This window comes from Streptomyces sp. NBC_00536, from assembly GCF_036346295.1.
Taxonomy (GTDB): Bacteria; Actinomycetota; Actinomycetes; order Streptomycetales; family Streptomycetaceae; genus Streptomyces.
The window spans coordinates 607413-627473 of record NZ_CP107819.1 but is presented as its reverse complement, the minus strand read 5'-3'; the positions used below and the strand labels follow the sequence as shown (position 1 = coordinate 627473).

The window sequence follows — 20061 nt, the reverse complement described above, 5'->3', positions numbered from 1 at the left end:
GCGATTGGCCGGAGATCGACCACGCGTCCGTCAGGTCGAGGGGACGGGCGCCGAGGGGGCCGGAGGCGTGGCCGTCGGTGTGGCCGTGGGTGCGGGCGGAGTGGCCGTCGGGCTCGCCGAGGGGTCCGGGACGCAGGTCACTTCGTCGCGCGGGGTGTAATGGGTGCGGTACGTCTCGCGCTTGACCTCCTGGCCACCCCGTACGAAGACCCGGTCGACCGCCACGTCGAAGCCCTCCAGGGGCGTCTGCGCCTCGCAGTCGGGACCGGTGGCGGTCCGCTTGCCCGGAGGGGTCACGTGGGTGCGCGGGCCCTGGGTCGCGCGTATCGCGTCGTACCTCGGCGTGCCGCGCAGGGCGATGGTCACCGAGGTGTCGGTGGAGGTGGCGCGGATCCTGACCGGGTGGCCGGAATCGTTCCTCCAGCGCAGGTCGAGGGTGCCCCAGGCGACGGTGGCCTCGCGGCCTTCCGGGTACCGCTCGATGTAGAACGAGTGCGCCCCGTGCTCGACCGGAGCCAGGCCCGCGAAGAACATGGCGTTGTACATGGTGGTCGCGACGGCCGAGACGCCGCCGCCCGGAGCTTTCACGTACCGCCCGTCGTTAATCATGATCCCGTCGACGAAACCGTTCTGCTCGGTCCGCTCGCCGACTGCCGTGTTGAAGCTCCACGTCTCGCCGGGGCGGACGACGGCCCCGTCGATCAGCTCCACGGCCCGCGCGATGTTGTGGGTGCGGTAGGGCGCGGCGGGGAAGGCGACGGTGAAGGACGACAGCTGGCGCATGCCCTCGGGGGCGGAGCCGGTGCCGGAGCCGACGGAACCGGAGCCGACAGAACCGGAGCCGACCGTGCCCGCGGCCGGGGCCGCCGGACCCGCGGGGTGCTCCGCCGCCGTGGCGGTGCCGGGGAGCAGGGCGGTGAGGGCGAGCACGGCGGCCGCGCCCGCGGTGGTCAGGGCGATCCGCCTGGTGTCCGTACGGCCGTGTGCGCGTCGCATCTCTCTCCCGGTGGCTCTGGAAACGTGTCGGTACCGCCCCAGCGTGATCTGAATTTCCGGCAAATGGGATGGAATGTGCCGATTCTCACGGTGGAAGGCGAGCTGTCCACCGGCCTCGCCGCGCACGGGAGTGAGCAGGCCACTTGGTTCGGATTGGCCCTATCTGGTGTCCAGGGAGGTGCCACATGCTGACACGGTTAGCTCTTTGGTCCCCGGAAAGGATCCACGGTGTCCTCCGCCCCGTCCCGCCCCCCGCGCCGGCTCACCCGTCGGCTGTTCCAGCTCTACGCCGGGCTGGCCCTCTACGGCGCGAGCTCGGCGTTCCTGGTCCGGGCGGGCCTCGGCCTGGATCCGTGGGACGTCTTCCACCAGGGCATCGCGGAGCGCACCGGCTGGAGCATCGGCACCGTGTCCGTGGCCGTCGGCGCCCTGGTCCTGCTGCTGTGGGTGCCGCTGCGGCAGCGCCCGGGCCTGGGCACGCTGTCCAACGTCTTCGCGGTGGGTCTGACCATGGACGCCACGCTCGCCGTGGTGCCGGACGTGCGCGGCGCCGTGGCCCAAGGGGCGCTGCTGGCGGCGGGCATCGTCCTCAACGGCGTCGCCACCGGCCTCTACATCGCCGCCCGCTTCGGACCGGGGCCCCGCGACGGCCTGATGACCGGCCTGCACCGGCGCACCGGGCGGTCGGTGCGGCTGGTGCGGACCGCGATCGAGGTCACCGTCCTCGCGGCGGGCTTCCTGCTCGGCGGCACCGTCGGCGTCGGCACCGTCGCGTACGCGCTGGCCATCGGCCCGCTCTCGCAGCTCTTCCTCCGGCTCTTCGCCCTCCGCCCGCCGAGCCCGGCGCCGACCGCATCGGTTGTCGTGGCGTCGGCCTAGGCCACCGAGCGGATCCGGCGGACCAGGACCGAACCCACCAGGGCCAGGGCGCCCGCCAGGCCGTACAGGGCCGTGTACCCGCCGAGGTGCGTGACGACCGGGGCGGCGATCACGGGGGCCAGGACCTGCGGCAGCGCGTTGGCGATGTTGATGACGCCCAGGTCCCGGCCCCGGTCACCGGCCGTCGGCAGCACGTCCGTGAGCAGTGCGAAGTCCACCGACGTGTACACGCCGAAGCCGACGCCGAGGATCAGCGAGGCGACCACCGCCCCGGTCCAGGTCTGCCACCCGGCGAGCAGCAGGGTGGCCGCGGAGATGATCAGCCCCGACCGGATCACGTACGGCTTGCGGCGGCCGCTGCGGTCCGAGCGGACGCCGCTGATCACCACGGTCGAGAGCAGGGTCAGCGCGTTGAGCGCGGTGAGGATCAGCACCCCGGTGTCGGCGTCGTCGGTGTAGTGCACGGCGTCGGTCAGGTAGTACAGCAGGTACATCGTGCTGATCGAGTACGACAGGTTCATCAGGAACCGGGTGAGCCAGGCCCACCCGAAGTCCGGATGGCGGCGCGGGTCGATCCAGAAGCCGGCGAGGAAGGACCGCCAGCGGAAGGCGGGCCGGTCGGCGGGGGAGAGGACGGTGTCCCGTCGCATCAGGACGTACGGGAGGACCGCGACCACCGAGAAGGCCGCGCAGGCCAGGTACCCCGCGCCGGTGCCGCCCGCGACCGTCGCCAGGGCCGTGCCGACCAGGATGCCGACGACCTGGGAGACCCCGAGCCAGCCGCCGACCAGACCGCGGCGGCGCGGCGGCACCTGATCGGGTACGGCCGCGGTCAGCGCGGCGAACGAGGCGTTCAGGGCGAGCTGCACCAGGCACCAGCCCGCGATGACGGCGGGGACGCTCCGCGCCAGGGCGAGGAGGACCAGCCCGGCGCCGCCGCCCGCGGTGCCGGCGATCACCCAGGGGACGCGCCGGCCCGCGCGCGCCGTCGTACGGTCGGACAGCGCTCCGAAGACCGGGTTGGCGACCATCGAGACGGCCGCGCCCAGGCCCGTCACCAGGGCGAGGGTGGCGGCCTTGTGGCCGGGGGTGAACTGCTCCGCCTGCCGCGCCAGCAGCAGTTGCAGCGGGCCGAACCAGCCCACCCAGACACCGAGGTTGGCGAGCGAGAGCGCCCCCACCCAGCGCCCGCCCACCGGCGCGCCGGTCGCGGCGGCGGCCCGGCCGACGCTCACCGGCCGCCCCCGGCCGCGCCGCCATTGATCAGGTTGCCTTTGGCCGGGTTGCCTTTGATCAGGTCGCGGTACCAGGCGTACGACTCCTTGGGCGTGCGCCGCAGCGTCTCGTAGTCGACGTGGACGAGGCCGAACCGCTGCCGGTAGCCCTCCGCCCATTCGAAGTTGTCGAGGATCGACCAGATGAAGTAGCCGCGTACATCGGCCCCTTCGGCCATCGCCCGGTGCAGGGCCCGCAGGTGGCCCGCGTGGTAGGCGATCCGGCGCGCGTCCTCGATCCGGCCCGTGGCGGGGTCGGGCCCGTCGCCGTACGAGCAGCCGTTCTCGGTGATGTACAGCGGCGGCAGCCGGTCCCCGTAGCGCTCGCGCATGACGCCGAGCAGTTCGCGCAGCCCGTCCGGGACCACCGGCCAGCCGAAATCGGTGCGTTCGTGCCCCTCGATCGGGCGGATGCCGAACGGGAGGTCCGCCGGGAGCGCGATGCCGCCGAAGTCGGCGGCGTCGGCGGCCGGTTGGGGAGCGCCGACGAGCATGGGGTTGTAGTAGTTGATCCCGTACCAGTCCAGCGGGGCCGAGATCGTCTTCAGGTCCTCCGCGACCGGGCCTGGGAGCAGCTCGGCCAGGCCCTCCGGGTAGGCGCCGGTCAGCAGGGGGTCGGCGAAGAGCCGGTTGGTGAGCGTGTCGTACAGCTCGGCGGCCGCGCGGTCGGCCGCGTCGTCACCGGCGGTCCAGACGGGGCTGTGGGAGGCGGCGATGCCGATCCCGCGGGCGCCCGCGGCGCGCAGGGCCTGTACGCCGAGGCCGTGGGCCAGGAGCTGGTGGTGGGCCACGGGCAGCGCGTCGAAGACGAGTTGCCTGCCCGGGGCGTGCTCGCCGAGCCCGTATCCCAGGAGCGTGACCTCGGCGGGTTCGTTGATGGTGATCCACAGGGGGACGCGGTCGGCGAGCCGTTCGGCGACCACGGCGGCGTACTGCGCGAACCGTTCGGCGGTGTCGCGGTTCAGCCAGCCGCCCCGCTCCTCCAGGGCGAGCGGGGTGTCCCAGTGGAAGAGGGTCGGCGCCGGGGCGATGCCCGCGGCGCACAGCTCGTCGACGAGCCGGTCGTAGAAGTCCAGCCCCTTGCCGTTGACCTGCCCTTCGCCCCGCGGCAGGACGCGCGACCAGGACACCGAGAACCGGTAGGCCCCGACGCCGAGCCCGGCCATCAGGGCCACGTCCTCGCGGTAGCGGCGGTAGTGGTCGGTGGCCACCTCGGCGTGCGAGCCGTCCTTGACGCGGCCCGGCTCCCGGGTGAAGGCGTCCCAGGAGGAAGGGCCCCGGCCGTCGGCCGTGAGCGAGCCCTCGATCTGGAAGGCGGAGGCGGAGACGCCCCAGAGGAAACCGGCCGGGAACCCGGGTACGGACGCAGTCATGCGGACTCGCTTCGGTCGGGAGGGAGGCGCGTGCGGAGGAACGCGTGCGGAGGAACGCGTGCGGAGGGAGGCGCGTGCGACGGGGCGCTGACGGAACTCTCGGGTCCCGGGACCCGGCCTGTCAATGGAAAGTGAACAATCCTCAAGTTCTGCCGTCGCCGTGCCCGGCCGGGGTGTGTACCCCGGCCGAGGGCGGGCAGACGGCAGGGGAGAGCACCAGCGAGGAGGGTCAGGTGTGAGGGTTGTGAACGCGCGGGTGGTGCGCAGGAACGGGCCGGAGGCCCCGTCCGACGCGGCCGGTGCCCGTGCCCTCGTGGCGGGTCTGCTCGGCGCCGGGACCGCCGCGGCCGGACGGCATGTGACCGGACCGCACGTGAGCGGGGCGGCCCTGGCGGACGCCCTGCTGGTGACCTCCGAGCTGGTCACCAACGCCTACCGGCACGGCGGGGGCCTGGTCGGCTTCGAAGCGGAGGTCGACCGGGAGGCCCTGGAACTCACGGTCACCGACCGCAGTGGTGAGGTCCCCCACGTCGTGCCCCACCCGGCCGTCCTGTCGGGCGGAACGTCGGAGGCCATCGCCGAGGGCGGCTTCGGATGGCCCCTGATCCGCCTCCTCGCGGACCGCGTGTCGGTGGCGCCGCTGCCGAAGGGCGGCAAGTCCATCCAGGTGCGTCTGCTGATCCGGTGACGCGTCCACGCGCGCCTGCGCGCTGATCAGTCGAGGGGGCGGGCCCGCACGGGCGCCGTGGGGTCCTGATGGCCGCCCGTCGGGAGGATGCGCACCTCGCCCTGATCGCTGATCTCCGCACGCAGGATCCCGGTCTCGTCCTCGTACACCGGGTGGCCTCCGGGGCCCGTCTGCGCGGTGCGCGTGACCACGACGGCGTCGGTGCCCTGGGCGCTCTCCGTGCTCTCTGGGCTCTCCGTGCTCTTGAACACCAGCTCGTACCGGTTCACCGTTCCATTGTGGCTCAGGCAGGCGTACCGAGCGCGTCCCGGACGTCCGGGTGGATGGCGAGGACCGTGTCCGCGCCGGTCAGCTGGAAGAGCCGGACCAGTTGTTCGGCCGGAGCGGCGATGCGCAGCGTGGTGGTCCGGTGCAGCCGCAGGAGCATGTTCAGGAACGAGGAGTCACCGAAGGTGATGGCTCCCGCGTCCAGGACCACCAGCGGGTGCGACCCGGCGGCCGAGGCGAGGGCGTCCTCCAGGGGCGCCAGCGTGTCCTGGTCGAGTTCGCCGCGTGCCTCGATCACCCAGCCCGGCCCGGCCCCGTAGGCTCTGCCGACCACTCCCGCGCCGTGTGCTTCCGTGTCCCGCACCGTGTCCGCCTCCCGTGGTCGTGTGCGTGGTCTCCCGCGCGGTGTCCCCGCGGGGTGTCCAAGGGAGCGAGTATGCCCGGTCCGCCCGCGGAGGGCGACGGCCCGGCCCCCGCGGGCCCTCCTCGGGAAGTTTTCCGGCGCGCGGGTGTGTAAGGGTCGAGGTTGTGGGCACGAGCGCCTGCGCAGCCATTCGCCAAAGGGAGGAACGGCCACATGTCTCGCACGGACACACTTGTCAGCCGCGGTCTTGGGGCGGGAGCGCCGGTCGCGCCCGTCGCGGGGCCCCCGGCGGGGCAGTCCGCCGTGGACCTGCCGCGGGTCGACAACGCCCGCGAGGTGGCGCCAGCGGACGCGCGCGAGATGTCCCGGGTGTTCCTGGTCCGGCTGCGCTCCCTGGAGGAGGGGACGCGCGAGTACCAGTACGTGCGCAACACACTGATCGAGATGAATGTCTCACTCGTGCACTTCGCCGCGCGGCGCTTCCGCTCCCGCGCCGCGGGTGCGGGCGGCGGCGTCGAGATGGAGGACATCCTCCAGGTGGGAACCATCGGCCTGATCAAGGCGATCGACCGCTACGACCCGGAGCGCGAGGTGGAATTCTCCACCCTCGCCCTCCCCTACATCACCGGTGAGATAAAGCGGTACTTCCGGGACACCACCTGGGCGGTGCACGTCCCGCGCCGCCTGCAGGAACTGCGGACCGGACTCGCCCAGAGCCAGGAGGCGCTGAACGGCGTCCTCGGCCGGGCCCCCACCGTCAAGGAGCTGGCCCAGCACCTCGAACTCCCCGAGGAAGAGGTCATCGAGGGCCTGGTGGCCGCGAACGGCTACACGAGCGGCTCGCTGGACACCCCGGCCGACGCCGACGAGCAGGCTCCGGCGGGACGCAGAGCACGGCCGCTGGCCGAGAGCGTCGGCGAGGTCGACGCCGCCATGGAACTCTTCGAGGAGTTCCACACCCTCGCACCCCTGCTGGAAGACCTCGGCGAGCGTGACCGCAGCATCCTGCGGATGCGCTTCGGCCAGGAGCTGACACAGGCCGAGATCGGCTCCGAGCTGGGCATTTCGCAGATGCAGGTGTCCCGCCTGCTGTCCCGCACCCTGACCAGGCTGCGCACCGGCATGCTCAGCACCTGAGCGCCCGGCTCGTCCCTCCGGACCGGGGCCCGGGCCGCCGGCCCCGGCAGCCGTCATACTCGCTGCGACGAGTAGAGCGAGTGAACGGGTGACCGAGCGGCCGAGCCGACGCGTGGCGGAGCCGACGCGCGGCCGAGCCGTTCCCGGAGCACGCCGCACTGGAGGGTGCAGCATGGCCCACGGCACCACCCCTCCGGCCGCGGCCCCCGGCCCCTTCGTCCACCCCGCCCTCTTCTACCGGGGCCGGGCGCAGTACGTGGCGGGGGTGGGTGCCTTCGTGCGGGACGCGCTGCGCGCCCGGGAGCCGGTCCTCGTCGCCGTTCCGGGTCCGAACCTGGACGCGCTGCGCCGCGGCCTCGGCGCGCACACCGACGGGGCGGCCGGAGCGGACGGGATCCTGTTCGCGGACATGCGGGAACTGGGCCGCAACCCCGGTCGCATCCTGGGCGCCCTCCAGGAGTTCGCCGACCGGCATCCCGGCCGCTCGCCCCGGATCGTCGGCGAGCCGGTCTGGCCCGGGCGCACCCCGGCCGAGGTGCGCGAGGCGACCCGGCACGAGGCACTGATCAACACCGCCTTCGCGGGCCGCCCCGCCCGCATCCTCTGCCCGTACGACACGGCCGCGCTCCCCGCACGGGTCGTCGCCGACGCCCGGCGCACCCACCCCACGCTGATCGAGCACGGCCGGGACACCGCCAGTCCCGCGTACACGGACGCCCGGGTCGTCTGCGCCGACTGTGACGTCCCGCTGCCCGAGCCCGCCGCGGCGGACCTCGTCCTGGACTACCGCGCCGGGGAGCTGGCCCGGGTACGGGAACACGCGCAGGCCTGGGCGCACGGCACCGCCCTCGCCCCGGCCCGGCGCGACGACCTGGTCCTCGCCGTCAGCGAAGCGGCCGCCAACTCCCTCGCGCACGGCGGCGGCAGCGGCACCCTGCGCCTGTGGTCCACCGACGCGGGCGCGGTGGTGGCGGAGGTCCACGACGCGGGCCGCCTCGCCGACCCGCTGGCCGGCCGCCGCAGACCGCCCCGGGCCTCGGGCGACGGCGGCCGCGGACTGTGGATGATCCACCAGCTCTGCGACCTGGTCGAGGTCCGGGCCCTGCCCACGGGGCTCACCCTGCGCCTCCACATGACGCCCGGCCGAGGTCCGGCCGACAGCTGATTCAGGGGCTGATTCAGGGGCCGGCTCGCGGCCGACCCGTGGCGGCGCAGGGCGTACAACCATGTCGTGGTTCGACCGGTCCAAGAGGGCAGCGGTTTGCAATCATTGGGGATCGATCATTGTGAGGACCAGTGTCAACGGGGACGGGTGAGGCCACAGTGACGGCCATCGGATCGGACACCGGCGACCCCCTGCGCGCGCGCCCGCCGCTCGCGGGCCAGCGCCGCAGGCTCGCCCTGCGCGGCGTCCGCGGGCACGTGGCGAAGGGCCGCGACTTCACCCGTACGGCCCTGCGCGACTGGGGCTGGGAAGCCAACCAGACCACCGAGGACGCCCTCCTCGTGGTGTCGGAACTGCTGACCAACGCGAGCCTGCACGCGGGCGGCTGCGACGAACTCGTCCTGACCGTCGGCACGGCCCTGCGCATCGAGGTCCTCGACGGCGATACGGAGCTGCCCGCCCCGCGCGTCACACCGCGCGGCGCCCCGGGCGGCCACGGCCTCGCCATCGTCCAGCGGCTCGCGGACCGCTGGGGCGCCGTCGCGCACGCCGACGGCAAGGCGGTCTGGGCGGAGATCGACGGCGCCAGGCTGACCACCGGCAGCCCCGCGCCCGTCCGGGAGTAGGCCGTCCGGCCGGGCCCGAATGGCGCAACCGCGCGGTAGCCGCCCTCCGTACGGGGAACCGATGGGTGCCGGCCGTCCGCTCGGACCGCCGGACCACCAGCGGTTTCCGCACGCAGAGAGGTGCGCTCCCATGGCACACACGGCAGACACGGCACACGCGGACGGCGCGGGGGCACAGGGATGAGCCCCAACGCCACCCACCTCGCCAAACCGGGCGCCAAGACCGCCCGCGACCTGATGACACCGGGCGCGCACTGCGTCGGCCACGACGAGACCGTGCTGCGGGCGGCCCGGCAGATGGCCGAGCTGGGCGTGGGCGCCCTCCCCATCCGCGACGCCGGTGACCGCCTCATCGGCATGATCACCGACCGCGACATCGTGGTCCGGGTCCTCGTGCCGGGAAAGGACCCCGCCACGACACCCGCGGGTGAACTCGCCGCGGGCGCTGTGACGGTCGGCGCCGACGACGACGCCGAGAAGATCCTGCGGACCATGGCCGCGCACAAGGTCCGGCGGCTCCCCGTCCTCGACGGTCACCGCCTGGTCGGCATGGTCGCCCAGGCCGACGTCGCCCGCGCCCTGCCGCACCCGGAGGTCGGCGCCCTGCTCAGCGCCCTCTCCAGCGACTGACCCCGTACGGTTCCCCCGCATCGCGCGCTTCCCGCTCCCCGGGACCCGAGCCGCCGATCGCGGGGGAACCACGGCCCCGGCCGGGTCCCGTCGGCGTCGGCGTCAGCGGTGGCCGTCGCCGTCGGTGAGGACGACGTGTACGCCGTCACCCGCGGCGCCGACGTGGACGACATGGGCGCCCACCCGGACCGTCATCGTCCCCTCGGCGGTCCAGCAGCCCTCGGGGCCGTCCGCGCCGGGCAGCGGGGTCCACACCTCCAGGAAGGTCGAGCCGTCGGCATTGGTGCCGGTCTCGATCATGCGGCTGCCGTCGGCGCGCAGTGCCCCGACGTCGAGGCCGGGTTCGCCGACCTCGTGGTGGAAGGTGACCCGCGCCCCGTCGTAGGAGGTGCTCCCGGCGAAGCCGCGGCTGTCGGCGTACAGGACACCGGTCTGGAGCCACACGACGTGGCCGGTCTCCCGGAGCGGGCCGCCGTCACGGCTGATTCCGGCGCGCAGCCATGCGCCGCGGGTGGGTGCGTCCATGGCCCCAGGGTGCCAGAGCCGCTGGTGAGGGCCCCGGGGCGGGCGGTGTTCAGTGCGCGCCCCAGCCGCCGTCCAGGGGCAGCGAGGCTCCGGTGAGGTAGCCGGTGTGCGGGCCGCACAGCCACAGCACGGCCGCCGCTACCTCCTCCGGTTCGATCAGGCGTTTGATCGCCGAGCGGGTCAGCAGCACCTCGGACACCACGTCGGCGGGGCTGATGCCGTGCGCGGCGGCCTGGGCCTGGATCTGGTCCTCGACCAGCGGGGTGCGGACGTACCCCGGGTTGACGCAGTTGCTGGTCACGCCGTACGGAGCGGCCTCGATGGCGGTCACCTTGTTCAGCCCCTCCAGCCCGTGCTTGGCGGCGACGTAGGCGCACTTGTAGGCGCTGGCCCGCAGGCCGTGGACGCTGGAGATGTTGACCACGCGGCCCCAGCCGCCCGCGTACATGTGCGGCAGGACGCGCCGCAGCAGCAGGAACGGCGCGGTCACCATCACCTGCTGGATCAGGGTGAACCGCTCGGGCGGGAACTCCGTCAGCGGGGCCACGTGCTGGAGTCCGGCGCTGTTGACCAGGATGTCCACGGCGGCGGGCAGCGACTCGATCGCGGCCGGGTCGGACAGGTCGACGGTGTGCGCGGGCCCGCCCACCGCCGCTGCCGTGGCGGCGGCCGACTCCCCGTCGACGTCGACCACGTGCACGGCGGCGCCCGCGGCGGCCAGGGCGATCGCGCAGGCCCGGCCGATACCGCTGCCCGCACCGGTCACCAGGGCGACCCGCCCGGTCAGGTCGATCCCGTCGGAGGGGGCCGCGGGCCGGGTCGCCGGGGGAGGAGGAAAGCTCGTCATGGCGGGCAACAGTAGGCAGCGGTGACAGCGACTGACATGGTGCGCGCGCCCACACTCCGCAGAGCCATCGTGGTGCGCACCGCCACCCGCCCCGCCACCCGCCCCGCCGTCCACCCCGAGGCCGGCCCCGCCACCCCGCGCACCCGCCGGGCGACTCGCGCGCGCCCGCCGCCGAGTGGCCGCCGGATCTTGCGCTTTCGAGTGACACCCGCGCTCGGCTGCGGCGCGTCCGGGGCGGGGCTCCCCCACGATTCCCCTCGGCCGGACGTGCTCCGGTCAACGTTCGTCCGCCGAGTGGCCCGGCCGCAGGGAGAGCACGTGCACATCCTGCTCGTAGCGAGCGCGTTCAACAGCCTCACCCAGCGCGTCCACGCCGAACTCCGCGACCGCGGTCACAGCGTGGCCGTGGAACTGGCGCTGCCACCGGCCCCCGGGGGAGAGCCGTCCGCCCCCCAGGACGAGGCGCTGCGCGCCGCCGTCGCGCGCCACCGCCCGGACCTGATCCTTGCCCCCATGCTCAAGACCGCGATCCCGCGGGACGTGTGGTCCGCCCACACCTGCCTGATCGTCCACCCGGGCCCGCCGGGGGACCGCGGCCCCTCCTCCCTCGACTGGGCCGTCCACGAGGGCATGACCCGGTGGGGCGTGACCGTCCTCCAGGCCGACGAACGGATGGACGCGGGCGCCGTCTGGGCCTCGGCCGACTGCGCCGTGCCCCCGGTCGGCAAGAGCGACCTCTACCGCGGCGAGGTCTCCGACGCGGCCCTCGCCGCCGTCCTGCTGGCCGTCGACCGCTTCGCCTCCGGCACGTACGTCCCCCTGCCCCAGCGCGAACCCCGCCCCGGGGAGGCCCAGGACGGCCCGTGCCGGACCCGCCCGTACTTCCGCCAGGAGCTGCGCCGCATCGACTGGCAGCGCGACACCACCGACACCGTGGTCCGCAGGCTGCGCGCCGCCGACTCCCAGCCCGGCGTGCTGGACGAGCTGCTCGGCGCCCAGTGGTTCCTGCACGGCGGCCACCCGGAGCGCGCCCTGCGCGGGCGCCCGGGGGAGCTGCTGGCCACCCGGTCGGGAGCGATCTGCCGGGCCACCGCCGACGGCGCCGTCTGGATCCCCGAGCTGCGCGCCCGGCGGCTGCCGGGGGAGCCCGTCCCGGTCAAACTGCCCGCCGTCACGGCCCTGGGCGAGCGGCTGCCCGAGCTGCCCGAACTGCCCGCCCGGGGACGCGGCTGGTCCGACATCTCCTACCGCGAGGAGGGCCAGGCGGGCTTCCTGTCCTTCACCTTCCCCGGCGGCGCGATGAGCACCGGTCAGTGCCGCCGCCTGCTCGCGGCCTACCGGGCCGCCTGCGCCCGCCCGACCTCGGTCCTGGTGCTGGGCGGCGGCCGGGACTTCTTCTCCAACGGCATCCACCTCGGCGTCATCGAGGCCGCCGCAGACCCCGCCGCGGAATCCTGGGCGAACATCACGGCCATCGACGACCTGGTCGAGGCCGTGCTGTGCACCACCGACCGGCTGATCGTCGCCGCGCTCGGCGGCAACGCGGCCGCGGGCGGGGCCATGCTCGCCCTGGCCGCCGACGAGATCTGGTGCAGGTCCGGGGTGGTGCTGAATCCGCACTACCGGCTGATGGGGCTGTACGGCTCGGAGTACTGGACGTACACCCTGCCCCGCCGGGTCGGCCCCGCCGTGGCGGAGAGGCTCACCACCGAGGCGCTGCCGGTGTCCGCCGAGGCGGCGCGGCGCCTGGGCCTGGTCGACCGTACGACGGCCTGCGCGCCGCAGGACTTCGCCGGGGAGACCGGGCGGCTCGCGGCCCGGCTGGCGGCCTCGCCCGCCGTATCGGCCCGGATCGCCGCGAAGAAGGCCGCGCGGGACCGGGACGAGGCGCTGCGGCCGCTGGCCGCCCACCGGGCGGCGGAGCTGGCCCGGATGCGCCGCACCTTCTTCGACCCGGAGGCCCCGTACCACGCGCTGCGCCGGGACTTCGTCCGCAAGGCGCCCGCCTCCGGCACTCCTCCCCACCTGGCCCGGGCCACCCCCGAGCGCCGCCGTGTCACTGGATCGGCGGCAGCTGACGGCGCACCCGGACCGGTCGGCTGTTACCAAGAAGGGTGATGGCCGGTATGACGGCTTTCACCGCATACATCCCCAAGGAGGCATCCCCATGGATGCTGAAACCACCACCTCCCCGAACGCGGTCGAGGACCCTCCGATCCACATCCTCTGGATCAACGCCGGACTGAGCTGCGACGGCGACTCGGTCTCCCTGACCGCCGCGATGCAGCCCAGCATCGAAGAGATCGTGATGGGCGTCCTGCCCGGGCTGCCCAAGATCGCCGTGCACTGGCCGCTGATCGACTTCGAATGCGGTCCCGTCGGCGGCGCGGACACGTTCATCGAATGGTTCTTCAAGGGCGAGCGCGGCGAAATCGACCCCTTCGTGCTGGTCGTCGAGGGGTCCATCCCCAACGAGAGCATCAAGCCCGAGGGGTACTGGTGCGGCTTCGGCGACGATCCGGAGACCGGCCAGCCCATCACCACCAGCGAGTGGATCGACCGGCTGGCCCCCAAGGCCCTGGCCGTCGTCGCCATCGGCACCTGCGCGACGTACGGCGGCATCCACGCCATGGAGGGCAACCCCACCGGCGCCATGGGCCTGCCCGACTACCTGGGCTGGGACTGGACCTCCAAGGCGGGCATCCCGATCGTGTGCGTGCCGGGCTGCCCGATCCAGCCCGACAACTTCTCCGAGACCCTCACCTACCTCCTCTACCAGGCGGCCGGATCCGCGCCGATGATCCCGCTGGACGACAAGCTGCGGCCGACCTGGCTGTTCGGCAACACCGTCCACGAGGGGTGCGACCGGGCCGGCTACTACGAGCAGGGCCAGTTCGCGCACACCTACGACTCGCCCAAGTGCCTGGTCAAGCTCGGCTGCTGGGGCCCGGTCGTCAAGTGCAACGTGCCCAAGCGCGGCTGGATGAACGGCATCGGAGGCTGTCCCAACGTCGGCGGCATCTGCATCGCCTGCACGATGCCCGGCTTCCCCGACAAGTTCATGCCGTTCATGGACGAACCCCCCGGCAGCAAGGTGTCCAGCGCCGCCAGCGGGGCGTACGGAGCGGTGATCCGCAAGCTCCGCGCGGTCACGGCGCACACCGTCGACCAGGAACCCAAGTGGCGCCACCGCGGCGAGAAGCTCACCACCGGCTACCGGCCGCCCTGGTCCGGGCGGTAAGCCCCCCCCCGACATCCACGCAGCTCCCCGTAGTCCACGCACGTCCGTACGTACGCACGCACTGAAGAAGGGTCACGGCAGACACGATGGCACCGAAGACGAAGGCGGCCGGTGACGGCAGCGGCCTGGTCGAGATGGCCTGGGATCCGATCACCCGGATCGTGGGCAGCCTCGGCATCCACACGAAGATCGACTTCAAGCAGAAGCGGGTCGCGGAGTGCTACAGCACCTCGTCGGTCTTCCGCGGCTACAGCGTCTTCATGCGCGGCAAGGACCCCCGCGACGCGCACTTCATCACCAGCCGCATCTGCGGCATCTGCGGTGACAACCACGCCACGTGCTCCGTCTACGCGCAGAACATGGCCTACGGGGTGAAGCCCCCGCACCTCGCCGAGTGGATCATCAACCTCGGCGAGTCCGCGGAGTACATGTTCGACCACAACATCTTCCAGGAGAACCTGGTCGGGGTCGACTACTGCGAAAAGATGGTCCGCGAGACCAACCCCGGCGTCCTGGAACTGGCCGAGCGCACCCCCGCCCCGCACGCCGGCGAGCACGGCTTCAAGACGATCGCCGACATCATGCGCTCGCTCAACCCCATCGAGGGCGAGTTCTACCGCGAGGCACTGCAGGTCAGCCGCTACACGCGGGAGATGTTCTGCCTCATGGAGGGCCGCCACGTGCACCCCTCCACCCTCTACCCGGGCGGCGTCGGCACCATCGCCTCCGTCCAGCTCTTCACGGACTACATGAGCCGCCTCATGCGGTACTGCGAGTTCATGAAGCGGGTCGTCCCGCTCCACGACGACCTCTTCGACTTCTTCTACGAGGCCCTGCCCGGGTACGAGGAAGTCGGCAGGCGCCGCGTGCTGCTCGGCTGCTGGGGCGCGCTCAACGACCCCGAGCACTGCGACTTCACCTACGCCAACATGACCGACTGGGGACGGAAGATGTTCGTCACCCCCGGCGTGGTGGTCGACGGCAAGCTCGTCACCAACGACCTCACCGAGATCAACCTCGGCATCCGGATCCTGCTCGGCAGTTCGTACTACGACGACTGGCAGGGCCAGGAGCAGTTCGTCACCCACGACCCGCTCGGCAACCCGGTCGACCCCCGCCACCCGTGGAACCAGCACACCATCCCGGCCCCGCAGAAGCGGAACTTCGACGACAAGTACAGCTGGGTCATGTCCCCTCGCTGGTTCGACGGCAAGGACCACCTGCCCCTGGACACCGGCGGCGGCCCGCTCGCCCGGCTGTGGTCCACGGCGCTGTCCGGGCTGGTCCACACCGACTACGTGCAGGCCACCGGCCACAGCGTGGTCATCACCCTGCCCCGCACCATGACCAAGCCCGAGACCCGCTTCGAGTGGAAGATCCCGAAGTGGAGCAACGCGCTGGAGCGCAACCGCGCCCGCACGTACTTCCAGGCGTACGCGGCCGCCATCGCGCTGCACTGCGCGGAGAAGGGCCTGGCCGAGGTCCGCGCCGGACGCACCCAGACCTGGGAGAAGTTCGAGGTCCCGGACGAGGGACTGGGCGTCGGCTTCACCGAAGCCGTCCGCGGGGTCCTCTCGCACCACATGGTGATCCGCGACGGCAAGATCGCCAACTACCACCCGTACCCGCCGACCCCGTGGAACGCGAGCACCCGAGACACCTACGGCACCCCCGGACCGTACGAGGACGCCGTACAGAACACCCCGATCTTCGAGGAGAACACCCCGGAGAACTTCAAGGGCATCGACATCATGCGCGCCGTGCGCAGCTTCGACCCCTGTCTGCCGTGCGGTGTGCACATGTACGTCGGCCCCGGCAAGACCGTCAAGCAGATGCACGTGCCCACCGGCCTGAGCGGACTGGGCGGATGAGCGCCTCCGCCTCCGCCTCCGCCTCCGCCTCCGCCTCCGCCTCCGCACCCGCCCCCGTCGACGCCAGGCAGGCCGGGATCCGGGTCGAGGAGGTACTCGACCGGCTCGCCGCCACCGGGGACCGGGAGGTGTGCGACGCCGCCGAGGAACTGGTCCGCGTCCTCATGGACTTCTACGGCGCCGGGCTCGCCCGGATCGTCGAACGGCTCGCCGCGGCCCCCGGCGGGCTGCCCGGCGGCCCCCTCGGCGGACTGCTGGACGACGAACTCGTCGTCGGCCTGCTCACCCTGCACGACCTGCACCCCGAGGACGTCCACACCCGGATCGGGCGCGCCCTGGCGGCCTCGGCGGACCCGGTCGAGCTGATCGGCTTCGACGGGGCGAGCGGGATCCTGCGGCTGCGGCCCGCCGCCCCCGGGAGCGGCTGCGGCTGCGGCTGCCCGTCCGGCGGCTCAGCGGCCGCCCCGGCCCACCGGAGCATCGAGGACGCCCTCGCCGCCTTCGCCCCCGAGGTCACCGCCGTGGAACTCGAACCGGCCGCGGCGCCAGCGCCCGCACTGCTCCAGATCGGCCGCTCCCCGCAGTCCCCGGCGCGCGTGCCGTGACGGCGCCCACGGGACGGCCCGGGCCGCTGCGCCCGGGCCCGCGCGGCCTGCGCCGCTTCGCCGGGCCGCGCCTCCCGCGCCGGGAAGTGTGCGAACTCTGCGGGGTGGTCGTGGCCGAGGAGCACCACCGCCACCTCGTGGAAACCGAACGGCGCGCCCTGGTCTGTGCCTGCGTGCCCTGCGCCCTGCTGCTCGACCGGCCGGGCGCCGCCGTCGGCGGCCGGTTCCGCGCCGTCCCCGACCGCTACCTCACCGACCCGGACCACCGGCTCGACGACGGGGCGTGGGAACTGCTCCAGATCCCGGTCAGCGTCGCGTTCTTCTTCCGCAACGCGGCCCTCGACCGGCTCGTCGCGCTCTACCCGAGCCCGGCCGGAGCCACCGAGAGCGAACTCGATCCGGCGACCTGGCAGACCGTACTCGGTGCGAGCCGCCTCTCGGCCCTGCTCGAACCCGACGTCGAGGCCCTGTTGCTGCGGCGCTCCGGGGGCCGGACCGAGTGCCATCTGGTCCCGATCGACATCTGCTACGAACTGGTGGGACGCATGAGGCTGCTGTGGCAGGGCTTCGACGGCGGGGCGGAAGCCCGCGCCGCGCTGGACGCCTTCTTCGCCCAGGTCGAACGCCGGGCCAAGGTGCCGACGGGTACGGGTACGCCCACCGCCGAGGCGGGCCGACCGTGACCGACTTCGCCTTCACCTGCACGGGCGTGCGCGCCGACGCCTACGCGGCCGGCCCCACCCTCGTCTTCCGGCTGCGCGTCACCGCCACCCCCGGCACCCGGGTGCACGCCCTCGCGCTGCGCTGCCAGATGCGCATCGAACCGGCCCGGCGCGGCTACGAACCCGCCGAGGCGGCGGCCCTCGCCGACCTCTTCGGGGCCCGCTCCCGCTGGGGCACCACCCTCCAGCCCGTGCAGTTCACCCAGGTCACCGCGATGATCCCCAGCTTCACCGGGGAAACCGAGACCGACCTCGTGGTGCCCTGCACCTACGACATGGACATCGCGGCCACCCGCTACTTCAACGCCCTCGAAGACGGCGAGGTGCCGCTGCTGATGCTGTTCTCCGGTACGGCCTTCACCGGGTCCACCGGCTTCCACGTCGAACCCGTCCCCTGGGACCGCGAGGCCTCCCACCGCATGCCGGTGAGCGTGTGGCGGGAGATGGTCGAGCAGCACTTCCCCGGCTGCGGCTGGCTGCGGCTGCCCCGCGACACCATGGACGACCTCCTCGCCTACCGTTCGCGGCACGCCCTCGCCTCGTGGGAGGCGACCGTACGAGCCCTGCTCGACGCGGACGCCGCCGCCGGGAACCCCGGGCCGCAGGACCCCGCGTGGGCCGGCGCCGTACTGCCGCGCGCGACCGAAAGGACGGCGCCGTGACCGCGACCGCCCCCGCCCCGGCCTCCTCTTCCATCATCGCCCCGGCCCTCTTCGACCACGCCCGGCAGGTGGCCGACGCGGTCCTCTTCGAGGGGTACGTGCTCTACCCCTACCGGGCCTCGGCGGCCAAGAACCGGCTGCGCTGGCAGTTCGGCGTGCTGGTGCCCCCCGCCTGGGGGCCCGCGCACCACGAACACGCCGACCAGCGGACCGAGATCCTGATGGAACCGAAGGGAGCCGCCACCCTCGCCGTGGAGCTGCGCTTCCTGCACGCCCAGCGCCGCACCGTCCAACGGGCCCTGCCCGGCGGCGGGTTCGAGGACGTGGCCGAACTGCAGCTGCCCGACCGGGTGCTCGTCCCCTGGGACGAGGGAGCCGAGGAACGCGTCGAACTGACCGTCCCCGTCGCCGGACTCGGCGGCCCCGGGACCGTGTTCCCCTTCACCCGACCCGCCCGCGAGGACACCGAAGCGGTCCTCGACGGCGCCGGGCGCACCGTGGGACGCCTCGTCCGCCGCACCGAGGAGATCAACGGCTCGGTCCGGCTCACCGCCACCGAACTCGACGGCCCCTACCGGGTGCTGAAGCTCACCGCGGCCGTCGAGAACACCAGCACCTGGCGGCCCGCCCCCGGCACCGCCGAGGCGGATGACCGCGACGCCGCCCTGCCCCGCTCGCTCGTCGCCGCCCACCTGCTGCTCGGACTCGACACGGGCGGTTTCCTGTCCATGACCGACCCGCCCGAATGGGCCAAGGGCGCCGTCGCGGACTGCGTCAACGAGCGCACCTGGCCCGTGCTCGCCGGTGAACCCGGCCGCGCCGACGTGGTCCTGTCCTCCCCGATCATCCTGGAGGACCACCCCGCCATCGCCCCCGAGAGCGCCGGGGCGATGTACGACTCCACCGAGATCGACGAGATCCTCGCCCTGCGCACCGCGGCCCTGACCGACCAGGAGAAGCGCGAGGCGCGCGGCACCGACCCGCGCGCCGCCGCGGTCATCGACCTGGCCGAGTCGATGCCGCCCGAGGTCCTGGAACGGCTGCACGGCGCCGTACGGGCCCTGCGCGAGATCACCGGCGAGGCCCCCGGCCCGGCCCCCGCCCCCGCCCCCTTTGGCGCCCCCTTCGGTGACCCGTTCGGCGAACCCTTCGACGAGCAGGCCGTGTTCCGGCCCGAACACCCCTGGTGGGACCCGGCCCACGCCGATCCCGCCGACCCGGCCCGGGACCGTATCTCCGTCGACGGGGTGTCGGTCGGCGCCGGCAGCCGGGTCCTGCTGCGCCCCGGCGCGCGCCGCACCGACGCGCAGGACCTGTTCCTGCACGGCCGCGCCGCCCTCGTCGAAGCCGTCCTGCACGACGTCGACGGCGGAGTGCACCTCGCCGTCACCGTCGAGGGCGACCCCGGCGCCGACATCCGCCGCGAACAGGGCCGGTTCCTGTACTTCCAGCCCGACGAGGTCACCCCCCTGGAGGACGCGTGAACGACGAGCGCCCACCGGGCGCCACCCTGATCGCCGGGATCGGCAACGTCTTCCTGGGCGATGACGGCTTCGGCGTGGAGACCGTACGGCAGTTGGCGGCCCACCCGCTGCCCGCCGGCGCCGAGGCGGTGGACTTCGGGGTGCGCGGGGTCCACCTCGCCTACCAGCTCCTCGACGGGTACGACATGCTCGTCCTGCTCGACGCCACCGCCCGCGGCGGCGCCCCGGGCACCCTCTACCTGATCGAGGCCGACGCACCCGGTTCCGTCGAACCGGGCCGGGCCGTCCTGGACGGCCACCACATGTCCCCCGACGCGGTCCTCGCCCTGCTGGGCACCCTGTGCGAGGGGACCGGCGCGACACCGCCGCGGCGCACGCTCGTCGTCGGCTGCGAACCCGCCTGCGTCGAGGAGGGCATCGGGCTGAGCGCCCCGGTGGCCGCCGCCGTGCCGCGGGCCGTGGGGATGGTCCTGGAGCTGCTTCAGGACGGGGACGAGGACCGGGAACCGCTGCGCGAACTGAGGAGGATCCGATGACCGGCACGACCAAGAAGAAGACGACCGTCATCGGCGGTGCGACCGTCGTCGCGCTCGCCGCCGTGATCAAGCAGATCATCCCCGACATCCGGCGCTACCTGAAGATGCGCCGGATGTGACCTCGGATGTGACCCCGGATGTGACCCGGGTGTGACCCCCTCCGGTGCCC

21 protein-coding genes and 1 pseudogene are annotated in these 20061 nt (G+C 73.4%); 15 read left to right on the top strand and 7 right to left on the bottom strand.

Annotated features, from left to right (window positions below):
- Positions 1-30: 30 nt before the first annotated feature.
- Positions 31-777, bottom strand: a pseudogene (locus OHS33_RS02750) (VanW family protein); the annotation flags it as partial.
- A 447-nt stretch (positions 778-1224) separates the two neighbouring features.
- On the opposite strand from OHS33_RS02750, the gene yczE reads away from it, so the two are divergent.
- Positions 1225-1875 (top strand): membrane protein YczE, encoded by a 651-nt coding sequence (gene yczE / locus OHS33_RS02745; RefSeq protein WP_330328763.1) that lies wholly within the window; start codon positions 1225-1227, stop codon positions 1873-1875.
- Here the strand turns inward: yczE and OHS33_RS02740 are convergent.
- Positions 1872-3110 carry an MFS transporter gene (locus OHS33_RS02740; RefSeq protein WP_330328762.1) on the bottom strand — a complete coding sequence of 413 codons (1239 nt, stop codon included), beginning with the start codon at positions 3108-3110 and terminating at the stop codon, positions 1872-1874. The genes yczE and OHS33_RS02740 overlap by 4 nt on opposite strands.
- Complete coding sequence (locus OHS33_RS02735; protein WP_330328761.1) at positions 3107-4522, bottom strand: GH1 family beta-glucosidase; 1416 nt, start codon at positions 4520-4522, stop codon at positions 3107-3109. Before OHS33_RS02735 ends, OHS33_RS02740 begins: the two co-directional genes overlap by 4 nt.
- A gap of 235 nt (positions 4523-4757) precedes the next feature.
- Here OHS33_RS02735 and OHS33_RS02730 point away from each other — a divergent pair, with 235 nt between their 5' ends.
- A complete protein-coding gene (locus tag OHS33_RS02730; RefSeq protein WP_330328760.1) occupies positions 4758-5210 on the top strand; it encodes an ATP-binding protein in 453 nt (150 codons plus the stop codon).
- A 26-nt stretch (positions 5211-5236) separates the two neighbouring features.
- Here the strand turns inward: OHS33_RS02730 and OHS33_RS02725 are convergent, their stop codons facing one another.
- Together OHS33_RS02725 and OHS33_RS02720 are read right to left on the bottom strand one after the other, a co-directional pair.
- Positions 5237-5479 (bottom strand): DUF6296 family protein, encoded by a 243-nt coding sequence (locus OHS33_RS02725; RefSeq protein WP_330328759.1) that lies wholly within the window; start codon positions 5477-5479, stop codon positions 5237-5239.
- Between the two features lie 14 nt (positions 5480-5493).
- Entirely contained in the window at positions 5494-5811 is a 318-nt protein-coding gene (locus OHS33_RS02720; protein ID WP_330328758.1) for an STAS domain-containing protein, read from the bottom strand.
- 243 nt (positions 5812-6054) lie between these two features.
- Between OHS33_RS02720 and OHS33_RS02715 the strand changes: the two genes are divergently transcribed.
- The 4 genes from OHS33_RS02715 to OHS33_RS02700 all read left to right on the top strand — a co-directional run bounded on the left by OHS33_RS02715 (position 6055) and on the right by OHS33_RS02700 (position 9399).
- The gene (locus OHS33_RS02715; protein WP_443065193.1) at positions 6055-6978 is read left to right on the top strand and encodes a SigB/SigF/SigG family RNA polymerase sigma factor; all 924 of its coding nucleotides are present in this window, start codon (positions 6055-6057) and stop codon (positions 6976-6978) included.
- A gap of 172 nt (positions 6979-7150) precedes the next feature.
- On the top strand, positions 7151-8143 hold the full coding sequence (locus OHS33_RS02710; protein ID WP_330328757.1) for a sensor histidine kinase: 993 nt from the start codon (positions 7151-7153) through the stop codon (positions 8141-8143).
- Positions 8144-8301: 158 nt separating this feature from the next.
- Complete coding sequence (locus OHS33_RS02705; protein ID WP_330328756.1) at positions 8302-8769, top strand: ATP-binding protein; 468 nt, start codon at positions 8302-8304, stop codon at positions 8767-8769.
- A 180-nt stretch (positions 8770-8949) separates the two neighbouring features.
- Complete coding sequence (locus OHS33_RS02700; RefSeq protein WP_330328755.1) at positions 8950-9399, top strand: CBS domain-containing protein; 450 nt, start codon at positions 8950-8952, stop codon at positions 9397-9399.
- Positions 9400-9501: 102 nt separating this feature from the next.
- Here OHS33_RS02700 and OHS33_RS02695 read toward each other — a convergent pair whose 3' ends face one another.
- Both OHS33_RS02695 and OHS33_RS02690 read right to left on the bottom strand, forming a co-directional pair.
- Positions 9502-9924 carry a hypothetical protein gene (locus OHS33_RS02695; RefSeq protein ID WP_330328754.1) on the bottom strand — a complete coding sequence of 141 codons (423 nt, stop codon included), beginning with the start codon at positions 9922-9924 and terminating at the stop codon, positions 9502-9504.
- 49 nt (positions 9925-9973) lie between these two features.
- Positions 9974-10771, bottom strand: a complete 798-nt coding sequence (locus OHS33_RS02690; protein ID WP_330328753.1) for a 3-hydroxybutyrate dehydrogenase — start codon at positions 10769-10771, stop codon at positions 9974-9976.
- Positions 10772-11089: 318 nt separating this feature from the next.
- Here OHS33_RS02690 and OHS33_RS02685 point away from each other — a divergent pair, with 318 nt between their 5' ends.
- The 9 genes from OHS33_RS02685 to OHS33_RS02645 all read left to right on the top strand — a co-directional run bounded on the left by OHS33_RS02685 (position 11090) and on the right by OHS33_RS02645 (position 20011).
- Entirely contained in the window at positions 11090-12889 is a 1800-nt protein-coding gene (locus tag OHS33_RS02685) for a hydrogenase maturation protein (protein ID WP_330328752.1), read from the top strand.
- A gap of 49 nt (positions 12890-12938) precedes the next feature.
- Complete coding sequence (locus tag OHS33_RS02680; RefSeq protein WP_330328751.1) at positions 12939-14012, top strand: hydrogenase expression protein HypE; 1074 nt, start codon at positions 12939-12941, stop codon at positions 14010-14012.
- Between the two features lie 86 nt (positions 14013-14098).
- The gene (locus OHS33_RS02675) at positions 14099-15883 is read left to right on the top strand and encodes a nickel-dependent hydrogenase large subunit (RefSeq protein WP_330328750.1); all 1785 of its coding nucleotides are present in this window, start codon (positions 14099-14101) and stop codon (positions 15881-15883) included.
- Positions 15880-16488: a hypothetical protein gene (locus tag OHS33_RS02670; RefSeq protein WP_330328749.1), complete on the top strand. Its 609-nt coding sequence runs from the start codon at positions 15880-15882 to the stop codon at positions 16486-16488. The genes OHS33_RS02675 and OHS33_RS02670 overlap by 4 nt, the downstream gene beginning before the upstream one ends.
- Positions 16485-17171, top strand: coding sequence for a DUF5947 family protein (locus OHS33_RS02665; protein ID WP_330328748.1), 687 nt, complete (start codon positions 16485-16487; stop codon positions 17169-17171). Before OHS33_RS02670 ends, OHS33_RS02665 begins: the two co-directional genes overlap by 4 nt.
- Positions 17168-17872 carry a DUF6084 family protein gene (locus OHS33_RS02660; protein WP_330328747.1) on the top strand — a complete coding sequence of 235 codons (705 nt, stop codon included), beginning with the start codon at positions 17168-17170 and terminating at the stop codon, positions 17870-17872. Before OHS33_RS02665 ends, OHS33_RS02660 begins: the two co-directional genes overlap by 4 nt.
- A complete protein-coding gene (locus tag OHS33_RS02655) occupies positions 17869-19356 on the top strand; it encodes a hypothetical protein (protein WP_443065192.1) in 1488 nt (495 codons plus the stop codon). Before OHS33_RS02660 ends, OHS33_RS02655 begins: the two co-directional genes overlap by 4 nt.
- On the top strand, positions 19353-19892 hold the full coding sequence (locus OHS33_RS02650) for a hydrogenase maturation protease (RefSeq protein WP_330328746.1): 540 nt from the start codon (positions 19353-19355) through the stop codon (positions 19890-19892). The genes OHS33_RS02655 and OHS33_RS02650 overlap by 4 nt, the downstream gene beginning before the upstream one ends.
- Positions 19889-20011 carry a DUF6893 family small protein gene (locus OHS33_RS02645; protein ID WP_330328745.1) on the top strand — a complete coding sequence of 41 codons (123 nt, stop codon included), beginning with the start codon at positions 19889-19891 and terminating at the stop codon, positions 20009-20011. The genes OHS33_RS02650 and OHS33_RS02645 overlap by 4 nt, the downstream gene beginning before the upstream one ends.
- Positions 20012-20061 lie beyond the last annotated feature (50 nt).

Coding starts and splice junctions, on each gene's coding strand:
- OHS33_RS02675 (WP_330328750.1), top strand. CDS start 14,099: ATGGCACCGAAGACGAAGGCGGCCGGTGACGGCAGCGGCCTGGTCGAG.
- OHS33_RS02680 (WP_330328751.1), top strand. CDS start 12,939: ATGGATGCTGAAACCACCACCTCCCCGAACGCGGTCGAGGACCCTCCG.
- OHS33_RS02710 (WP_330328757.1), top strand. CDS start 7,151: ATGGCCCACGGCACCACCCCTCCGGCCGCGGCCCCCGGCCCCTTCGTC.
- OHS33_RS02695 (WP_330328754.1), bottom strand. CDS start 9,924: ATGGACGCACCCACCCGCGGCGCATGGCTGCGCGCCGGAATCAGCCGT.
- OHS33_RS02645 (WP_330328745.1), top strand. CDS start 19,889: ATGACCGGCACGACCAAGAAGAAGACGACCGTCATCGGCGGTGCGACC.
- OHS33_RS02690 (WP_330328753.1), bottom strand. CDS start 10,771: ATGACGAGCTTTCCTCCTCCCCCGGCGACCCGGCCCGCGGCCCCCTCC.
- OHS33_RS02735 (WP_330328761.1), bottom strand. CDS start 4,522: ATGACTGCGTCCGTACCCGGGTTCCCGGCCGGTTTCCTCTGGGGCGTC.
- OHS33_RS02700 (WP_330328755.1), top strand. CDS start 8,950: ATGAGCCCCAACGCCACCCACCTCGCCAAACCGGGCGCCAAGACCGCC.
- OHS33_RS02670 (WP_330328749.1), top strand. CDS start 15,880: ATGAGCGCCTCCGCCTCCGCCTCCGCCTCCGCCTCCGCCTCCGCCTCC.
- OHS33_RS02715 (WP_443065193.1), top strand. CDS start 6,055: ATGTCTCGCACGGACACACTTGTCAGCCGCGGTCTTGGGGCGGGAGCG.